Here is a 15,516-nt window from a genome sequence, read left to right as displayed (position 1 = left end):
TCAGCCTCCGATCGTCTCGGTCTCGGTGCCACCGGCCCACTGGCTCAGCTTGAACACCACGAACTCGGCGGGCTTGACGACCGCGATGCCGATGTGGGCGATCACCATGCCCGCGTCGCGGACGTCCGGCGGATTGGTCTCCTCGTCGCACTTGACGAAGAACGCCTCCTCCGGGCTGCGCCCCAGCAGCGCGCCGTCGCGCCACACCCTGGTGAGGAACGCCCCGATGTCGCGCCGGATCGAACGCCAGAGGGTGAAGTCGTTGGGCTCGAACACCATCCACCGGGTGCCGTTGGCGATGGCCTGCTCGATGGCGATGCTGAGGCGTCGGACGTTGAGGTAGCGCCACTCGCTGGCCTCGGCGGCGAGCGTACGGGCGCCCCAGACGCGGATGCCCTCGCCGGCGAAGTAGCGGATCACGTTGACACCCTTGGGGTTGAGCACGTCGTGTTCCGGTCGGGTGACCAGGTAGCCCAGGTCGACGGCGCCGCGCACCGGCTCGTTGGCCGGTGCCTTGTGCACCCCGCGTAGGGCGTCGGTGCGGGCCCAGATGCCGGCCAGGTGCCCGCTCGGCGGGGTGAGCTCCAACTCGCCGCTGATCGGGTCGCGCACCCGCAGCCAGGGGTAGTAGAAGGCGCCGAACTCGGACTGGCGCGGCCGGTAGGCGGCCCCCTCGTGGCCGCCGGAGCCGCCCGGCTGGGCCGCGCCGCCGCCGGGACCGCCGCCCGTACCCTCGGCGGGCTTGGGGGGTTTGCCGGAGGACGGCGTGGCCACCCGGGTCAACGCGGAGATGTCGTCGATGTCCGGCGCCGGGTCGCAGATCGCGACCATGGTGCGGGTGCGCTCGGCCATGCTGAGCAGCGCCTCGTGCGACACGACGTCGTGGAAGCCGGGCGCGGCGATGATCGAGATCTCGTCGACGGCCTCCAGCAGTTGCAGACCCCCGCGCCGCTGCCCGGAGCCGGTGATCGCGCCACCCTCGCCGACGTTGACCACCCAGCAGCGGGCGCCCCCGTTGTCCAGGAAGCCGAAGACCGCCCGTGCCAACGGGGTGCTCTCCACCCGCTCCCCACCGGCGAAGAGCCGCAGGAACTCCGTCCAGTTGTTGACCGGCACCGCCTTGCCCAGGTGGGCGGAGCGGTCCGGGGCGACGCCGACGAAAGCGGCGATGCTGGTGCTCGCCGGCCCGATCGGTCGGGCGCCGCTGGGGACCTCCTCGACATAGATGCCGGGGGAGAAGTAACTGGGCATCGGTCCTCCTGTGCCTGTGGGTGTCAGTGGGTCGGTGGCGCGCAGACGATGACGATGTCGTCCTCGGCCGGGTCGACGTCGGCGGTGAGGACGAGCCCGCGTCCGCTCAGCCGCAGCCGGACCGGGCTCGGGTGCTCGGGGTCGTGCGGGACACCGACGATCAGGAACCGGCCCTCGGTGTCGGTGCGGGTGGCGGAGCCGGTGGCGGGCAGCTCGACCCGCATCGCGGCCAGTGGCTGCTCCTGGGGGCCGACGACCCGCCCACTGAGGCTGCGCACGTCGAGTTGCCGCAACCGCAGCGGTTGCAGCACCGGCGGCGCGGCCGGAGTCGGGTGGTCCACCTGCGCCGCCACGTCGATCAGCAGCGCCGGTCGGGGCGCGGTACCGAACGCCGTCCACAGCGGTGGATCACCGGCCTCCAGTACGACCGGGTAACTGCCGTCGCTGGTCGCGGCGGTGAGCACCCGGTCCAGCCGGGGCAACCCGGCCGGACCGGTGACGCAGAGCAGGTGGCGGACCGTGAACCGGTACGGTTCGCGGACCGCGCCGCTGGAGCGGGTCTGCCGGGCCGGGCGCAGTTCGAGGGGCCAGAGGGTGAGCCCGTCGGCGTCGTCGCACGCGCGGGGCGGGCCGATCGGGACCGGTTCCCCCACCGCGCTGGTCACCCAGGCGACCAGCTCGGCGGTGGCGCTCTCGATCGGTCCGCGCCCGTGGGTGGTCATCGCGGCGGCGTCCCCTGGATCCGGTACGCGATGGCCTCGTTCCACACGTGCGGGTAGACGCCGATCTCGAAGTACCGGGTGAAGCGGTTGATCGGCGCGTTGGTGTGGTCGTGGTAGAGCAGCCACACCGGCGCGATGGTGAACAGGACGTAGTTGGCCAGGACGAGGGGGATGTAGAGCGGCCCGAGCAGACGACCCTGGAAGATGTGCACGTCCTCGTGCCGCTGGATGCCGGAGCTGGAGCCGGCGCAGACGGTGCCGATGGTGGTGGCGTAGCGGGGCGAGACTCCCTCCACGACGCTGACCCGGCCGCTGTTCAGTGATGTGGGCCGGTCCAGTGAGTGCCCGAAGATCAGGTGCACCGTCAGGTAGATCGCGCCGACGACAGTGTTGAGCAGACTCCAGGTGTGGTCGACGACGAAGAGGAAGATGCCGCGGGCGTCCGAGCCGTACACCCCGGCGGAGGCCACCGACCAGCCGAAGACCGCGCCGACCACCAGGCCCACGACGGCGCCGATCAGCAGCCCGATGGGGCCACCGGCGAGGAAGCCGAGCAGGGCGCCGAAGCCGACGTGAGCGGCTGCGCTGAGAATTCCGAAGACCATGACGGCACCCCTCAGACCCAGGAACGGAAGACTCGGGGCTCACGACCGCTCGCGACCTGGGTCGGCGTCGCCTGTCGATTGCCGGGCGGGAACTGGTTGACGCCGAGTGCGGCGGAGAAGATGACCAGCGCGTTGAAGAACGCGATGACCCACTTCTCGCCGCCGGCCTCGTCGGCGAACGCCGCTGTCACGTAGGACAGCAGCAACGCGATGGCGATGGCGATCCACTTGCGGAGCTTGTCGCCGCTCGGGCCGATCAGCCCGCCGATGACGTTGGTGGCCAGCAGGGTGGCGGCGCTCGCGCCGGCGATGGTCCCCAGGGCTGCCCAGGTGAAGAGATCGTTCATGACGATCCCCCTTCTGCGATGGTGCGACCGGGATGTGGTGGTGGTGAGGTCCGGTGCCCCTGTGGGGAGCACCGGGGCCGGTCGCCGTCGTCTCGGGGGCGGCCGGGGCCGGGCGTGACCGGCCGAGCCGGCCACCAGATGGATCAGCCGGGCCCCGGGGCGCCGGCGGGAGGGCCCGGCGGCGGGGTCGGACCGGGCGCCGCCGGCGCCGCGGGGTGACGGCGGCGAATCAGGAGTACGCCCACCGCGGCGAGCAGCAGCAGGAGGAGGACACCGCCGACGACGAACAGCCAGGGGAATCCGCCGTCGTCCTCCTCGCCGGCGGCAACCGGCGAGGTGGACGGTCGCGGTGGCGCCTCGGCCACGGCCCGCAGCTCGGCTGGCTTGTCCTGGTTGGGATCGACCTTCCAGCTGACCGACCGGCCGTTGACGGAGCCATTGCTGTCGATCACCCGGCCGGGAAATGTCACCGAGATCTCGAACGACATGAGCTTGAGGAACGCCTGTTGGTTCTGCGGATTCTGCTCGGCAACCTTTCCACCATATTTCTTGGGATCGAGCGGCAGCGTGAAGCGGTAAAGATCGCCGTCCCTGACCAGTTTCACGCTCTCGGTGTCGAAACCGGCCAGCGGCGCCTTGCGGTAACTGATCTGGGAGCCGTAGAAAGTGTCGTCCTGGTAAAGGGTTTCCTCGCCCGCCGGTAGGGCGGGGATGTTCTGCCGCAACTCCGCGAAGGCGACCGGGAGATTCTTGTTACGACTGCTCAGCACGGACTTCTGAGCCGTCAGCAGGAGCTGCCCGTCGACAGTGTCGTCGGCGTTGACGGTCAACCCCATGTTGAGCTGCATGCAGCCGCTCAGCGCGGCGAGAAGAAGGAGGCACACCGCGACGCGGAGTGCCCTACCGCGGTTGACTCTCCTGTTCATGGGATCAGTGTGTGTGATCGATTTCACCATCAGCAGTCAGCGATCGGTCACAACGAAGTCGCCGATTGTACCGGCGCACTGTCGCCTTTGATTAGTTCCGCCGACGCCCCGAATGACTATTCTGGAGCTTTGGGGCCACGACGGCTCCTCGTCGGCCGTAGTCTGGCCGGATGAGAATTGTCGCGTGCGTCCTGCTGGTAGATCCCGACGGGCAGCTGCTGTTGCAACTGCGCGACGGCGACGCGACGCACCACCCGAACGTGTGGGGTCTGCCGGGCGGCCACGGCGAGCCGGGGGAGACGCCGGAGCAGACAGCCGAGCGGGAGTTGTTGGAGGAGACCGGCCTGCGGGCCGACGGTCCACTGCAACCGGTCGCCGTGCAGTCGCTGCCCGAGCTGGCCCGGGTGAAGCACTACTTCCTCGGCACCACCAGGGCCCGGCAGGAGGACGTGGTGCTCGGCGAGGGCGCGGCGATGCTCTTCGTCCCCGGTGCCGACGTGCTCGACGGTCGTCAGTGGACGCCGGGCACCGTGGAGGTGTTGACCGAGTTCCTCGCCTCGGCGGAGTACGCCGCCCTGGCCACCGGCCGGATCGCTGGCCCGGCTCAGCCCGCCGGCGGTCGCCAGTCCGCGTAGCGGGCCATGCTGCGCAGGGCCAGCCGGCTCGGGATGAGCCGCAACGCGACGGTCCGCATCGCGAAGGCGACCGGGTTGTGCAGCTGCTGTCCGAACCGTCCAGCGACGTAGGAGGCACGGGCAACTGACTGACTGCGTGGTCGACGCTGCTCGTCGTACGCTGCCAGGGCGGCGGGCACGTGCCCTGCGCCGCCGGCGCAGACCGCGCCGAGCACTACAGCGTCCTCGATCGCCTGTCCGGCGCCCTGCCCCAGGTTGGGTGTCATCGGGTGGGCCGCGTCGCCGAGCAAGGCCACCCGCCCCCGCACGTACGAGGGCAGCGGCTCGGCCAGGTGGTGGATGTCGTTGCGCAGCACGACGTCGGGTGGGGTTGCCGCGAGAAGCGCCGGGATGGGGTCGTGCCAGTCGCCGAAGTGCTCCCGCACTGCCGCCAGCTCGTCGGGAGCGTGGCCACCGGGCGGGGCGTTCAGTGCGCCGTACCAGTAGAGCTGGCCGTCGCCGATCGGCACCATGCCGAACTCGGCCCCCGGCCCCCAGGTGATGGCGGCCGGGATCGGATCGGGGAAGGCGATGGCCGCCCGCCACGTCGTCGATCCGGCGTACACCGGGCCGGGGTGTTGCGGCCAGAGTTGGGCGCGGACCCGGCTGCGCAGGCCGTCGGCGCCGACCACCAGATCGGCGGTGACCGTGTGGGGGCCGTCAGGCCCCTGGTAGCGCACCTCGGCGCTGTCCGGGCCCGACTCGACGTGCTCCACCACAGCGGAGGTGTGCAGGGACGACGCCGGCAGGGCCTCGCGCAGGGTGCGGTGCAGCGTGGCCCGGTGCACGCCCAGCGCCGTGGTGCCCAGCTGTCTGATCATCTCCGCGGCCTCCACCCGGGACAACCACCGCCCGTGCCGGTCGCGCATTCCGCCGGGCGCCTCACCGTGTCCGCCCCGGCGCAGGGCCGGGCCGAGGCCGAGGGCGTCCAGTGCGCGCACCGCGTTCGCCATCAGGCTCAGGCCGGCGCCGACCTCGCGCATCTCGGGGGCGCGCTCCAGCACGGTGACCCGCCATCCGTGCCGGTGCAGGGCGAGCGCCGCGCTCAACCCGCCGATGCCGGCGCCGACCACCACCGCGTGTGAGTCGTCCATGTCGATCCTCCTTCTACACCTGTAGAAGAGCGATACTACCTCCGGACCACCAGGAGGGAGGAGTGCCATGACGGCGCGGGTGAACCGGATCGCGACGCTGACCGACGCGGCCATCGAATTGATCGCCGACGGCGGCATGCGAGCCCTGACCCACCGGGCGGTGGACGGCCGTGCCGGAATGCCGCCGGGCACCACCTCCGCGTACCTGCGGACCCGGCAGGCGCTGATCGAGGCGGTGGTGGGACGGCTCGCCGAGCGGGACCGGGCCGACCTGGCCGCGTACGACCTGCCGACCGGCCCGCCACCCCCGACTCCTGCGCCTCGGCTCGACAGCGGCGACCTCGACGCGCTCGCCGCCGGCGTCGCCGAGGTGCTCGACCGCTGGTTGAGCACCGGACGCAGCCGGAGCCTCGCCCGCTACGCGTGCCTGCTGGAGGCGGTGCACCGGCCCGAGCTGCGCGGCATCCTGCAGCACGGCACCGGCCTGCGGGTGCAGGCCCGGGACCTGCTGACCCGGGCCGGGGCCACCGACCCTGATCGGCAGGGCGACCAGTTCGTGGCGTTCGTGGATGGGCTGCTCTTCGACCGGCTGGCCGGCGCGGGCGCGCTCAGCGCCCCACCGCCCGGTACGGTCGCCAGCCGCGCCGACCTGAGCGCCGCCGTCCGTACGCTGCTGCGCGCCCTCACCGGAAGCTGACCCGACCGACGCCGGTCAACGAGCGGGACGCCGCCGGGCCTGGCCGCGCGCAGGCCTGATGGTGTGCGGGCCCGATGGTGTGCGGGCCTGGTGGTGTGCGGGCGGGCCGGGCCTACGCGCTGGCACCGGGGAGGGTCGCACAGCAGCCCGGTGATCAGGTCCGACGCGTGATGGGAGACGATCGCCACGGGATGCCGTGGGCCGCCGCCAGGTGCGGTGGGCCGGCCCTTTGGAGCTGAATCGTTTACGACATCGCGCCTGATTCGTCTGTGACATCAGCTCCAAAGGGCGAGTGAACGGCGTGCTGCGGTGTGCCGGCGTGAGCTGGTGGCGGATGTGGTGAGCTGACGGCTTGACGGCTTGACGGCTTGACGGCTTGACGGCTTGACGGCTTGACGGCTTGACGGTCTGGCGGTCTGGCGGCTTGGCGTTGGGGCGGTCCGGCGGGTGGCCCAGCGGGGTGGAGAGGTTCGGCGATGGTGCGGTTCAGCGGCCTGCGGACGGCCGGCGGCCGGCTGCGGCACGGCTGGCGGCCGGTGTTGGAGGCAACCGTCGCGGCGACAGTGGCCTGGCTGCTGGCCACCCGGTTGCTCGGGCACCCGCAGCCCTTCTTCGCGCCGGCCGCCGCGCTGATCGTCCTCGGACAGGCCCGGGGGCAGCGCATCCGCAGGGCCGTCGAGGTCATCCTCGGGGTCGCCGCCGGGGTGCTCGTCGCGGACCTGGTGGTGCAGGCGCTCGGGCCGGGCAGCACCTGGACGGTGTTCACCGTCATCCTGCTCACAGTCCTCCTGGCGGTGGCCTTCGGCGCCACCGGCGTGACGCTGGTGCAGGCGGCCGTCTCCGCGCTCTACCTGGTGGTGGTCGCACCGCCGGACGGCTCGTTGGTGCCGTTCCGCTTCGTCGACGCGCTGGTCGGCGGCGCGGTGGCCCTCGCGGCCAGCCTGCTGGTCGACGCCCGGCATCCGCTGGCCCCGCTGGTCGCCGAGGTGCGGCGGACCTTCGACGAGCTGGCCGGTCTGCTGGGCGGAATCGCCGACGCGCTGAACGACCATGACGAGCCGGCGGCGGTCGCCGCGCTGAGGCAGGCGCGGGGGATGGACGCCCGGGTGGACGGGCTGCGCGACGGAGTGCTGGCCGCCGGTGAGGCGCTGCGGCTCAACGTCCGTCGACGTCGGCACATCGGTCGGCTGCGTTCGGTGGACGAGTCGATCCGACAGATTGACTACGCGGTCCGCAACGTCCGCGTGCTGGCCCGTGCGGGGGTGACCCTCAGCCGGCTGCACACTCCTGTTCCGCCCGAGCTGGGCGTCGCCCTGCGGTCACTGGCCGAGGCGGTCCGTCAGGCCGGTGCCGCCCTCGCCGCCGACCTCGACGGGCAGGAGGAGACCGCCGACGGGCACGCCAGTCGGGCCGACGAGTCGGCGCTGGCCGCGGTGCACGCCGCCGGGCAGCTCTTCGGCCCCACGCAGACCCTCCCCCTGGCGATGATCATCGGTCAGGTCCGGGCCACTGCCATCGACCTGCTGCGCGGCGTCAACCCGGAGGACGACGCCGCCGTCCTCGCCCGCGTCGACGAAGCCCTGGGCCTCCCACCGGTCTGATGTCCGCACTGCTCAACGCTGGTTCCCCGACCTTCAAGGATGGGCGGTCAGCCAGGTGGTGGCGGCGTCGCGGATCGGGGCGGGGATGGCGTGGCCGCCGGGGAACTCCTGGTAGGTCACGTCGTAGCCGAGGTCGTGCAGGTGGGGAACGAGACGGCGGCTGCACACGTCGATGGGCAACACCCGGTCGTCGACGCCGTGCGAGATGAAGATCCGTGGCCGACCGTGGGTGACCGGTGGCGCGGCGAAACCGGGGGAGAAGGCCAGCACCGCGTCGACCAGATCCCCGTTCGCCAAGCCCAGCGACAGCGCGTACGAGGCGCCGTCGGAGAAGCCACCGACTGTCACGTCGGTCACCGGGTAGGTGTCGAAGACGGTCGCCAACAGCCCGTCGAGGCGCCCCACGTCCGCCCCGAAGCCGCCGGCGATCAGGTCCCAGCTGGCCGCTGACGAGTCCGGGGCGACCAGCAGCAGATGATGCGCGTTCGCGACCGGCAACAGCAGGTCCAGCCCCTGTCGCGCCGAGCCGCCCGCACCGTGCAGGAGCAGCACCAACCGGTACGCCGAACCATCGGTGGCCGGCTCCGGGGCGTACCCCAGGGCCAGCCGGTCACCGTCGGGGCCGGTCATCGGCACCAGCCCGGTGCGGCCCGGCGCCACCGGAGGGTGGCGGCGGGCGGTCAACCGGCCGTCCCGGGGGCTCGGTGCCGGGTCCCAGTGCGACGGCGCGGAGTCGGACACGGGTCGGCGCTCCTCACGGTGGACGGAAGCTCCGACGCGGTTACCCGGCCCGTCACTGGTTAACCGTGAGCGTGCTCGACCGGGCGTCGACTCAAGCGCTGGCTCGTGCGACCAGTGCGGATGGGAAGAGGGTCACCGGGGCAGCCGGGCGCCCCTCCAACAGAGCGGTAGCTGCGGCGCCGGCGATCCGCCCGACCGGATGACTCGCCGTGGTCAGCGCCGGGGCCGTCATCCCGGCCAACGGAATGTCGTCGAAGCCGGCCACCGCGACGTCGTCGGGCACCTGCGCGCCGGCGTCGCGCAGGCCAGCGATCACCCCGAGCGCGGTGTCGTCGCTGATCGCGTAGATGGCGTCGATGTCCGGCCAGCGGCGCAGCGCCTCGCCGGCCGCCGTCCGGCCGCGCGGGGCCCGGAAGTCCCCGGGCAGTGTCCGCTCCGGTAGGCCGGCCTCGGCCATCAGCCGGCGGTACGTCTGAACGGGGCGTTGCGCGCAGGGCAGCCACCGGGGGCCGGTCACCATGGCGATCCGGCGGCGCCCCGAGGCGTACAGATGACGCAGCACCGCCTCGGAGCCGGCGGCGTTGTCGACGTCGAACGAGGGCACTGTCGCCGAGCCGATGCCGATCGAGACCACCCGACCGCGCAGCGACCGGGGCACCGCCGCCAGCAGCTCCTCGGTGGTGTTGACCAGGATCACCCCGTACACACTGCGATCGCCCTCGAGTTGGTCGAGGCTGCGGGGGTCGCCGAACGGCAGCCAGCACAGGGCCACCCCGACACCGGCGGGCGTGCACACCCGGGCGGCCGCGCCGACCACCTGGTTCACGTACGGGTCGTCCAGCACCGCGGCGCTGGTGCCCAGAACGGCAACGACCAGGCGTACGCCGCCTCTGCCGTGGACCAGCGCCCGCGCGGCCGGGTTGGGCACGTAGCCGAGCTGGTCGACGGCCGCCGTGACCTGTTTCCGGGCAGCCGGCGAGGCGAACCCCGTGCCGGCGATCACCCGCGACGCCGTGGACCGGGACACCCCGGCGACCCGGGCCACGTCCTCAAGAGTGGCCGGTCGGTGTGCCGCTGTCGTCATCGTCGCCTCCTGCGGCGGCCCGTCAGGTGGGACCAACGCCTGCCCATCATGCCCCGGCCGGTCCAGCAGCGGTAAGGGGCGGTGCCCGGTTGTGGTGGTAGCGCTCTCAGGTGTGCGATCGTGCCAGGAGATCACCCCGAGAAAGAGGACTTACCCTCGTGAGCGCCCCCACCAGTCGACCGTTAGCCCCGGAAACCGCGTCGCCGACCCTGCGGACGGTGCGACTCGCCCGCAACGGCGTCGCTGTCACCTTCACCCTCAACGGGCTGGCCGTGGGTAGCTGGTTCTCCCGCGTTCCGGCGGTCCGGGAGGCGTTGGACCTCTCCGCCGGCCGACTCGGGTTGCTGCTGCTGGCGATGAGCGTCGGCGCGTTGCTCGCCATGCCCACGGCCGGCCTGCTCGCCCAGCGTCTCGGCGCGGCCCGCACCGTCACCCTCGCCACCGGGGTGGTCGCGGTCGGCCTGACCGTGGCGGGCCTGGGCGCCACGATGACCGGGTCGTTCGCCGTCGTCGCCCTGGGGCTCGTCGCCCTCGGCTACGGCTCCGGCGCCTGCGACGTGGCGATGAACGTCGAGGGCGCGGCGGTGGAACGGCGACTGGCTCGTACGATCATGCCCCGGTTCCACGCCGGGTGGAGCCTCGGCTCGGTGGCCGGAGCGGCGCTGGGCGCCGGGGCGGCCCGGTTCGACGTGTCGGTCGGCGCGCATCTCGTCGCTGTGGCAGTTGTCGTGTTGATCGGCACCGCGCTCGCCGCCCGGACGTTCATGCCCGTGGGCAGCGATCACACCGGCGACCCGGCGGACGCCACCCCGGCTGCCCGCCGCCGGGCTCAGCTCGCTGCCTGGCGGGAGCCGCGCACCCTGCTGATCGGGCTGTTCGTGCTGGTGGCGGCGTTCACCGAGGGTGCCGCCAACGACTGGCTGGCCGTGGCGTTCATCGATGGACGGGAGTTGAGCGAGGCCGCCGGCGCGGCGGTCTTCGCGGTCTTCGTGGTCGGCATGACCGTCGGACGCACCGTCGGCACCATCGCGCTGGACCGGTGGGGTCGGGTGCCGGTGCTCAGCGGCACCATCGGCCTCGCCGTGGTCGGCGCCGGCCTGGCGGTGCTGGCGGGCTCCGGGGCGGTGGCTGTCATCGGCGTCGCGCTGTGGGGCCTGGGTGCGTCGCTGGGCTTCCCGGTCGGAATGAGCGCGGCGGCCGACGACGAGGCGCACGCGGCGGTGCGGGTGAGCGTGGTCGCGGTGATCGGCTACACCGCGTTCCTCGGTGGCCCGCCGTTGCTGGGGCTGGTCGGCGACGAGGTCGGCACCCTGCGCGCGTTGCTGGCGGTGCCGTTGCTGCTGCTGCCGACCCTGCTGCTGGTGCCGGTGCTGCGCCCGCCGCACGCGGTTTCGTCTGCCATAGAAAAATAACCCACTCCGCCGTCGGGCGGTATCGGGTGCGTGGCCGACTGCGTCACGTACCCGAGCTGGTTAGGGTCGCCCGATGCCAACCGATGAGATCACCGCCGCCGCGGCGGGCACCTGGACCCTGGGCGACCGCACAGTGCGCCGGATGGGCTTCGGCTCCATGCGGATCACCGCGAACCCCGACCCTGACCGGGCCGTCGCCCTGCTGCGCCGCGCCGTGGAGCTGGGCGTCAACCACATCGACACCGCCGCGTTCTACGTCTCGCCCGGCGGCACCCTACGTGTCGGCACCGGGCCGGCCCGTTACGCCACCGAGCTGATCCGCGCGGCGCTCGCCCCGTACCCGGAGGACCTGGTGATCGCCACCAAGGTCGGTTTCGGGTACGACCCGGAGGCGGGCTTCACCGAGGCGTTCACCCCGGCGCAGTTGCGGGCCCAGGTGGAGGAGAACCTTCGCCGGCTCGGCCGCGACCAGCTCGACGTGGTGAACCTGCGCCTCGGCCGAGGGCCGGGTGCGGTGCCGGTGGCCGACCGGTTCGGCGCGCTCGCCGAGTTGCGGGCTGCCGGGCTGATCCGGCACCTTGGGCTCTCCAACGTCCGGCCGGAACAGCTGGACGAGGTGACGGGCATCGCGCCGGTGGTCTGCGTGCAGAACAACTACGGGGTGGACGCCTACCGGGAGCAGGACGCGTTCGTCCGGCTCTGCGGTGAGCGGGGCATCGCCTACGTGCCGTTCTTCGCGCTGGCCGGCACCGGGCGGGAGGCGGGCGCGAGCACCGCCCAGGGCGAGGCCGTGGAGGCGGTCGCCCGCGCCCACGGCGTCACCCCGCAGCAGGTACGCCTCGCCTGGACCCTGCACCAGGGCCCTCACGTGCTCGCCATCCCCGGCACTGCGGACCCGGAGCACCTGGCGCAGAACATCGCCGCCGGAGCCCTACGCCTGACCCCGGAAGACCTGACCCGTCTCCACTGATCGTCCACCCCGTCACCACTCAGGCCCGCACGACGTGCACGACGACCTCCTGACCGTCGCCCACAGTGCCGGAGAACCCCTCCGACAACGCGTCCGTGACCGTCAGCTGGAGCGCGAGGGTCTCGTGCGCGATGAGCAACTGATGCGCGGAGATCGCCGCCGCGACATCCGCGGAGGCGGCGATCGACACCGTGATCCGGTCGGCGACCTCGAAGTCGGCGTCACGGCGGGCCTGCTGGATGATGCGGACGACGTCGCGTGCGACGCCCTCGGCCGCCAGTTCGGGGGTGATCTCGGTGTCCAACGCGATCGTCGCGCCGCGCTGGGACTCCACGACCCAACCGGTGCGCGGCACCTCCGTGATCAGGATGTCGTCCAGGCCCACCTCGACCTGCGTACCGTCGACCGACAGCGGGTACGATCCGTTCGCTCGGACGCCGTCGACCAGGTCGCGGGGGGTAACGGCGGCAATCGCCGTCGCGACGTGCTGGGTGCGGTTGCCGAACCGGCGGCCCAGGGTCCGGAAGTTCGCTTTGACCCGCACGTCGATGACCCCGCTCTGGGCGTCGAGCGGCTGGAGGACCTTGACGTTCAACTCGTCGCCGATGTCGTCCAGCAACGCCTGTGGGAGAACGGTGCCGGCCGGCAGCCCCACGAGCGCCCGGCTCAACGGCTGCCGGATCCGCAGGCTGCTCGCCTTACGCGCGGACCGTCCCGCCTCGGCCAACGCCCGCGCCGTGGCCACCTGGGCCGACAACTCCGTACTGATCAGTGTGGTGTCCGGTGTGGGCCAGGTGGCCAGGTGCACCGACTCCGCAGCCGTCGCGGCACCCGGCCGGACGACCTGCTGCCACACCTGCTCGGTGACGAAGGGAACGAAGGGCGCCAGTAGCCGCGTGAGAATGTCGATGCACTCGTACAGGGTGGCGAGGGCGTCGGGGTCGCCCTCCCAGAAACGCTGCCGCGACCGCCGCACGTACCAGTTCGACAGGTCGTCGATGAAGTCGGCGAGCAGCCGGCCGGCGCGCGCCGTGTCGTAGTTCTGCATCCGTTCGTCGACGGCGGCCGCGAGGGCGTGGACCTCGCCGACGATCCACCGGTCCAACACCGGCCGCTGGGCGATCGGCTGCGCCAGTTGCGGCGCCCACGTCGAGTTCGCCGCGTAGAGGGAGAAGAACGCAGCGGTGTTCCAGTACGTCATCAACACCTTGCGGACGATCTCGTCGAGCGGGCCGGGCCCGATCCGGCGCGGCGACCACGGTGAGCCGGAGCAGGCCATGAACCAGCGCACCGCGTCAGCGCCGTGGGTGTCCATCAACGGGATCGGCAGCAGGATGTTGCCCAGGTGTTTGCTCATCTTGCGGCCGTCCTCGGCCAGGATGTGCCCGAGGCAGACGACGTTCTCGTACGGGGACCGGTCGAAGACCAGCGTGCCCACCGCCATCAGCGTGTAGAACCACCCCCGCGTCTGGTCGATCGCCTCGCAGATGTACTGGGCCGGGTAGGTGCGCTCGAAGATCTCCCTGCTACCCGGCACGTGGGGGTAGCCCAACGACGCGAACGGCATGGCACCGGAGTCGTACCAGGCGTCGATCACCTCCGGGACCCGGCTGGCGGTCCGGCCGCAGTCCGGGCAGGCGAAGGTGATCTCGTCGACGTACGGGCGGTGCGGATCCAGCTCGGACAGGTCGGCGCCGGCCAGCTCGCCGAGCTCCGTACGGGAACCGACAGCGGTCACGTGGTTGTCCGGGCATCGCCACAGCGGTAGCGGGGTGCCCCAGTACCGGGAACGGGACACCGCCCAGTCGATGTTGTTCTTCAGCCAGTCGCCGTAGCGGCCGTGCTTGATGTGCTCCGGGAACCAGTTGGTGTTCTCGTTCTCCCGCGTCAGCTCGTCGCGGACCTCGGTCGTCCGGATGTACCAGGACGGCTGCGCGTAGTACATCAGCGGTGTGTGGCACCGCCAGCAGTGCGGGTAGGGGTGCTCGAACGGTTCGTGCCGGAACAACCGACCAGACTGCCTGAGACGGTCGATCAGCAACGCGTCGGCGTCCTTGAAGAACACCCCACCGACCAGGTCTATGCCGTCGTTGAACCGCCCGTTCGGGGCGACCGGGTTGACCAGCGGCAACCCGTACGCGCGGCAGACGGCGAGGTCGTCCGCGCCGAATGCCGGCGCCTGGTGCACCAGGCCGGTGCCGTCCTCGGTCGTGACGTACTCCGCGAGGACCACGAGGTGCGCGTCCGGGATGTCCACCAGGTCGAACGGCCGCTCGTACCGCAGTCCCTCCAGGGCCGAACCGGGTACGGTCGCCAGGATCTCCGCCTCGTCGCCGAGGACCCGCCGGGCCAGTGGTTCGGCGACGACGAACGTGCCCTGCCCGGTGCGGGCGAGGGCGTACGTCACCCCGGGGTGTACGGCGACGGCGGTGTTGGACACCAGGGTCCACGGGGTGGTGGTCCAGATCAGCAGGTCGACGCCGCTGTGGCCGGCCACGTCCCCGCGCACCGGAAACCGCACGTACACGGAAGGGTCGGTGACGGTCTCGTACCCCTGCGCCACCTCGTGGTCGGACAGGGTCGTGCCGTCGCGTGTGCAGTACGGCGCGACCCGGAAGTCCTCCACCAGCCGGCCGCCGTCGTGGATCTGCTTCAGTGACCACCAGACGCTGTCCACGTACTCCGGGGACATGGTCTGGTACGGATGCTCCAGGTCGATCCAGTAACCCATACGCTCGCTGAGCTGGACGAACTCGTCGACGTGCCGCAGCACCGAGGTGCGGCACAGGGCGTTGAACTCCGCGACGCCCATCCTCTCGATGTCGGCCTTGCCGCTGAGCCCCAGTTCCTTTTCCACCGCGAGTTCGACGGGCAGGCCGTGGCAGTCCCACCCGGCACGGCGCGGCACCGAGAAGCCCCGCATCGTCCGGTACCGGGGAAAGAGGTCCTTGAAGACCCTCGCCTCGATGTGGTGGGTGCCCGGCGTGCCGTTGGCGGTCGGCGGGCCCTCGTAGAACACCCACGGCGGGCCGTCGGCCGTCTGCTCCAGACTCCGGTTGAACACGTTGTTGGCCTGCCACCACTCGATGAGCGCACGGTCCATCCCGCCAAGGTCGATCTTGGTGGGCAGTGGCACGAATGGCGACTTCGACGGACCGTCCGGCACCGAGTTCTCCCTACACGTCACGTCCGCTCGCGGGGGCATCAGCTCACTGCCCACGCGGGGACGAAGCGCCGGGCGTATGGCCAGGACTCCGCGGTACCACCCCGCTTGCGCCTCGACGGTGCAGGCGCCGCTCAATTTCACGACGTGACGTGCCGCTACGTCCGGTTCTACTTGGGCGGTCGAACTGCCCGTTCTTCCGGAGGCTCCCCGGTGATGGCCGGATCGG

At 71.8% G+C, this 15,516-nt stretch carries 14 protein-coding genes; 5 read left to right on the top strand and 9 right to left on the bottom strand.

From position 1 onward, the window contains the following. The 5 genes from ACFYPG_RS01145 to ACFYPG_RS01125 all read right to left on the bottom strand — a co-directional run bounded on the left by ACFYPG_RS01145 (window position 1) and on the right by ACFYPG_RS01125 (window position 3,851). Complete coding sequence (locus ACFYPG_RS01145) at window positions 1-1,251, bottom strand: phage tail sheath family protein (protein ID WP_387349405.1); 1,251 nt, start codon at window positions 1,249-1,251, stop codon at window positions 1-3. Window positions 1,252-1,274: 23 nt separating this feature from the next. After that, the gene (locus tag ACFYPG_RS01140; RefSeq protein ID WP_355007393.1) at window positions 1,275-1,973 is read right to left on the bottom strand and encodes a carboxypeptidase regulatory-like domain-containing protein; all 699 of its coding nucleotides are present in this window, start codon (window positions 1,971-1,973) and stop codon (window positions 1,275-1,277) included. Next, window positions 1,970-2,578: a glycine zipper family protein gene (locus ACFYPG_RS01135; RefSeq protein WP_355007394.1), complete on the bottom strand. Its 609-nt coding sequence runs from the start codon at window positions 2,576-2,578 to the stop codon at window positions 1,970-1,972. Before ACFYPG_RS01135 ends, ACFYPG_RS01140 begins: the two co-directional genes overlap by 4 nt. A gap of 11 nt (window positions 2,579-2,589) precedes the next feature. Beyond that, window positions 2,590-2,925, bottom strand: a complete 336-nt coding sequence (locus tag ACFYPG_RS01130) for a hypothetical protein (RefSeq protein ID WP_355007395.1) — start codon at window positions 2,923-2,925, stop codon at window positions 2,590-2,592. 143 nt (window positions 2,926-3,068) lie between these two features. Continuing rightward, window positions 3,069-3,851, bottom strand: a complete 783-nt coding sequence (locus tag ACFYPG_RS01125; RefSeq protein ID WP_357199233.1) for an LppM family (lipo)protein — start codon at window positions 3,849-3,851, stop codon at window positions 3,069-3,071. Window positions 3,852-4,021: 170 nt separating this feature from the next. Between ACFYPG_RS01125 and ACFYPG_RS01120 the strand changes: the two genes are divergently transcribed. Beyond that, window positions 4,022-4,486, top strand: coding sequence for an NUDIX domain-containing protein (locus tag ACFYPG_RS01120; protein WP_387349403.1), 465 nt, complete (start codon window positions 4,022-4,024; stop codon window positions 4,484-4,486). On the opposite strand, the gene ACFYPG_RS01115 is transcribed toward ACFYPG_RS01120, so the two are convergent. Next, a complete protein-coding gene (locus tag ACFYPG_RS01115; RefSeq protein WP_387349401.1) occupies window positions 4,456-5,619 on the bottom strand; it encodes an FAD-dependent oxidoreductase in 1,164 nt (387 codons plus the stop codon). The two genes, ACFYPG_RS01120 and ACFYPG_RS01115, sit on opposite strands and share 31 nt — an antisense overlap. Before the next feature lie 67 nt (window positions 5,620-5,686). On the opposite strand from ACFYPG_RS01115, the gene ACFYPG_RS01110 reads away from it, so the two are divergent. Continuing rightward, on the top strand, window positions 5,687-6,316 hold the full coding sequence (locus ACFYPG_RS01110) for a TetR/AcrR family transcriptional regulator (protein WP_387349400.1): 630 nt from the start codon (window positions 5,687-5,689) through the stop codon (window positions 6,314-6,316). 476 nt (window positions 6,317-6,792) lie between these two features. Next, window positions 6,793-7,917: an aromatic acid exporter family protein gene (locus ACFYPG_RS01105; RefSeq protein WP_387349398.1), complete on the top strand. Its 1,125-nt coding sequence runs from the start codon at window positions 6,793-6,795 to the stop codon at window positions 7,915-7,917. 33 nt (window positions 7,918-7,950) lie between these two features. On the opposite strand, the gene ACFYPG_RS01100 is transcribed toward ACFYPG_RS01105, so the two are convergent. Both ACFYPG_RS01100 and ACFYPG_RS01095 read right to left on the bottom strand, forming a co-directional pair. Further along, window positions 7,951-8,658, bottom strand: a complete 708-nt coding sequence (locus tag ACFYPG_RS01100) for an alpha/beta hydrolase (RefSeq protein ID WP_387349396.1) — start codon at window positions 8,656-8,658, stop codon at window positions 7,951-7,953. Window positions 8,659-8,749: 91 nt separating this feature from the next. Beyond that, a complete protein-coding gene (locus tag ACFYPG_RS01095; RefSeq protein ID WP_387349395.1) occupies window positions 8,750-9,742 on the bottom strand; it encodes a LacI family DNA-binding transcriptional regulator in 993 nt (330 codons plus the stop codon). Window positions 9,743-9,900: 158 nt separating this feature from the next. On the opposite strand from ACFYPG_RS01095, the gene ACFYPG_RS01090 reads away from it, so the two are divergent. Further along, window positions 9,901-11,154 (top strand): MFS transporter, encoded by a 1,254-nt coding sequence (locus ACFYPG_RS01090; RefSeq protein ID WP_387349393.1) that lies wholly within the window; start codon window positions 9,901-9,903, stop codon window positions 11,152-11,154. A 73-nt stretch (window positions 11,155-11,227) separates the two neighbouring features. Beyond that, window positions 11,228-12,124, top strand: coding sequence for an aldo/keto reductase (locus tag ACFYPG_RS01085; protein WP_387349391.1), 897 nt, complete (start codon window positions 11,228-11,230; stop codon window positions 12,122-12,124). Between the two features lie 19 nt (window positions 12,125-12,143). Here the strand turns inward: ACFYPG_RS01085 and ileS are convergent, their stop codons facing one another. Then, window positions 12,144-15,290, bottom strand: a complete 3,147-nt coding sequence (gene ileS / locus ACFYPG_RS01080) for an isoleucine--tRNA ligase (protein ID WP_387349390.1) — start codon at window positions 15,288-15,290, stop codon at window positions 12,144-12,146. Window positions 15,291-15,516 lie beyond the last annotated feature (226 nt).

The organism is Micromonospora sp. NPDC005553 (genome assembly GCF_042871765.1).
Lineage (GTDB): Bacteria > Actinomycetota > Actinomycetes > Mycobacteriales > Micromonosporaceae > Micromonospora.
The sequence above is the reverse complement of the archived record's forward strand: the minus strand, read 5'-3'. Positions and strand labels throughout refer to the sequence as shown.

What these genes read in the sequence shown, in the direction of transcription:
- ACFYPG_RS01145 (WP_387349405.1), bottom strand. Translation starts at nt 1,251, where the DNA reads ATGCCCAGTTACTTCTCCCCCGGCATCTATGTCGAGGAGGTCCCCAGC.
- ACFYPG_RS01115 (WP_387349401.1), bottom strand. Translation starts at nt 5,619, where the DNA reads ATGGACGACTCACACGCGGTGGTGGTCGGCGCCGGCATCGGCGGGTTG.
- ACFYPG_RS01130 (WP_355007395.1), bottom strand. Translation starts at nt 2,925, where the DNA reads ATGAACGATCTCTTCACCTGGGCAGCCCTGGGGACCATCGCCGGCGCG.
- ACFYPG_RS01125 (WP_357199233.1), bottom strand. Translation starts at nt 3,851, where the DNA reads ATGAACAGGAGAGTCAACCGCGGTAGGGCACTCCGCGTCGCGGTGTGC.
- ACFYPG_RS01140 (WP_355007393.1), bottom strand. Translation starts at nt 1,973, where the DNA reads ATGACCACCCACGGGCGCGGACCGATCGAGAGCGCCACCGCCGAGCTG.
- ACFYPG_RS01105 (WP_387349398.1), top strand. Translation starts at nt 6,793, where the DNA reads ATGGTGCGGTTCAGCGGCCTGCGGACGGCCGGCGGCCGGCTGCGGCAC.
- ACFYPG_RS01095 (WP_387349395.1), bottom strand. Translation starts at nt 9,742, where the DNA reads ATGACGACAGCGGCACACCGACCGGCCACTCTTGAGGACGTGGCCCGG.
- ACFYPG_RS01085 (WP_387349391.1), top strand. Translation starts at nt 11,228, where the DNA reads ATGCCAACCGATGAGATCACCGCCGCCGCGGCGGGCACCTGGACCCTG.
- ACFYPG_RS01135 (WP_355007394.1), bottom strand. Translation starts at nt 2,578, where the DNA reads ATGGTCTTCGGAATTCTCAGCGCAGCCGCTCACGTCGGCTTCGGCGCC.
- ACFYPG_RS01120 (WP_387349403.1), top strand. Translation starts at nt 4,022, where the DNA reads ATGAGAATTGTCGCGTGCGTCCTGCTGGTAGATCCCGACGGGCAGCTG.
- ACFYPG_RS01110 (WP_387349400.1), top strand. Translation starts at nt 5,687, where the DNA reads ATGACGGCGCGGGTGAACCGGATCGCGACGCTGACCGACGCGGCCATC.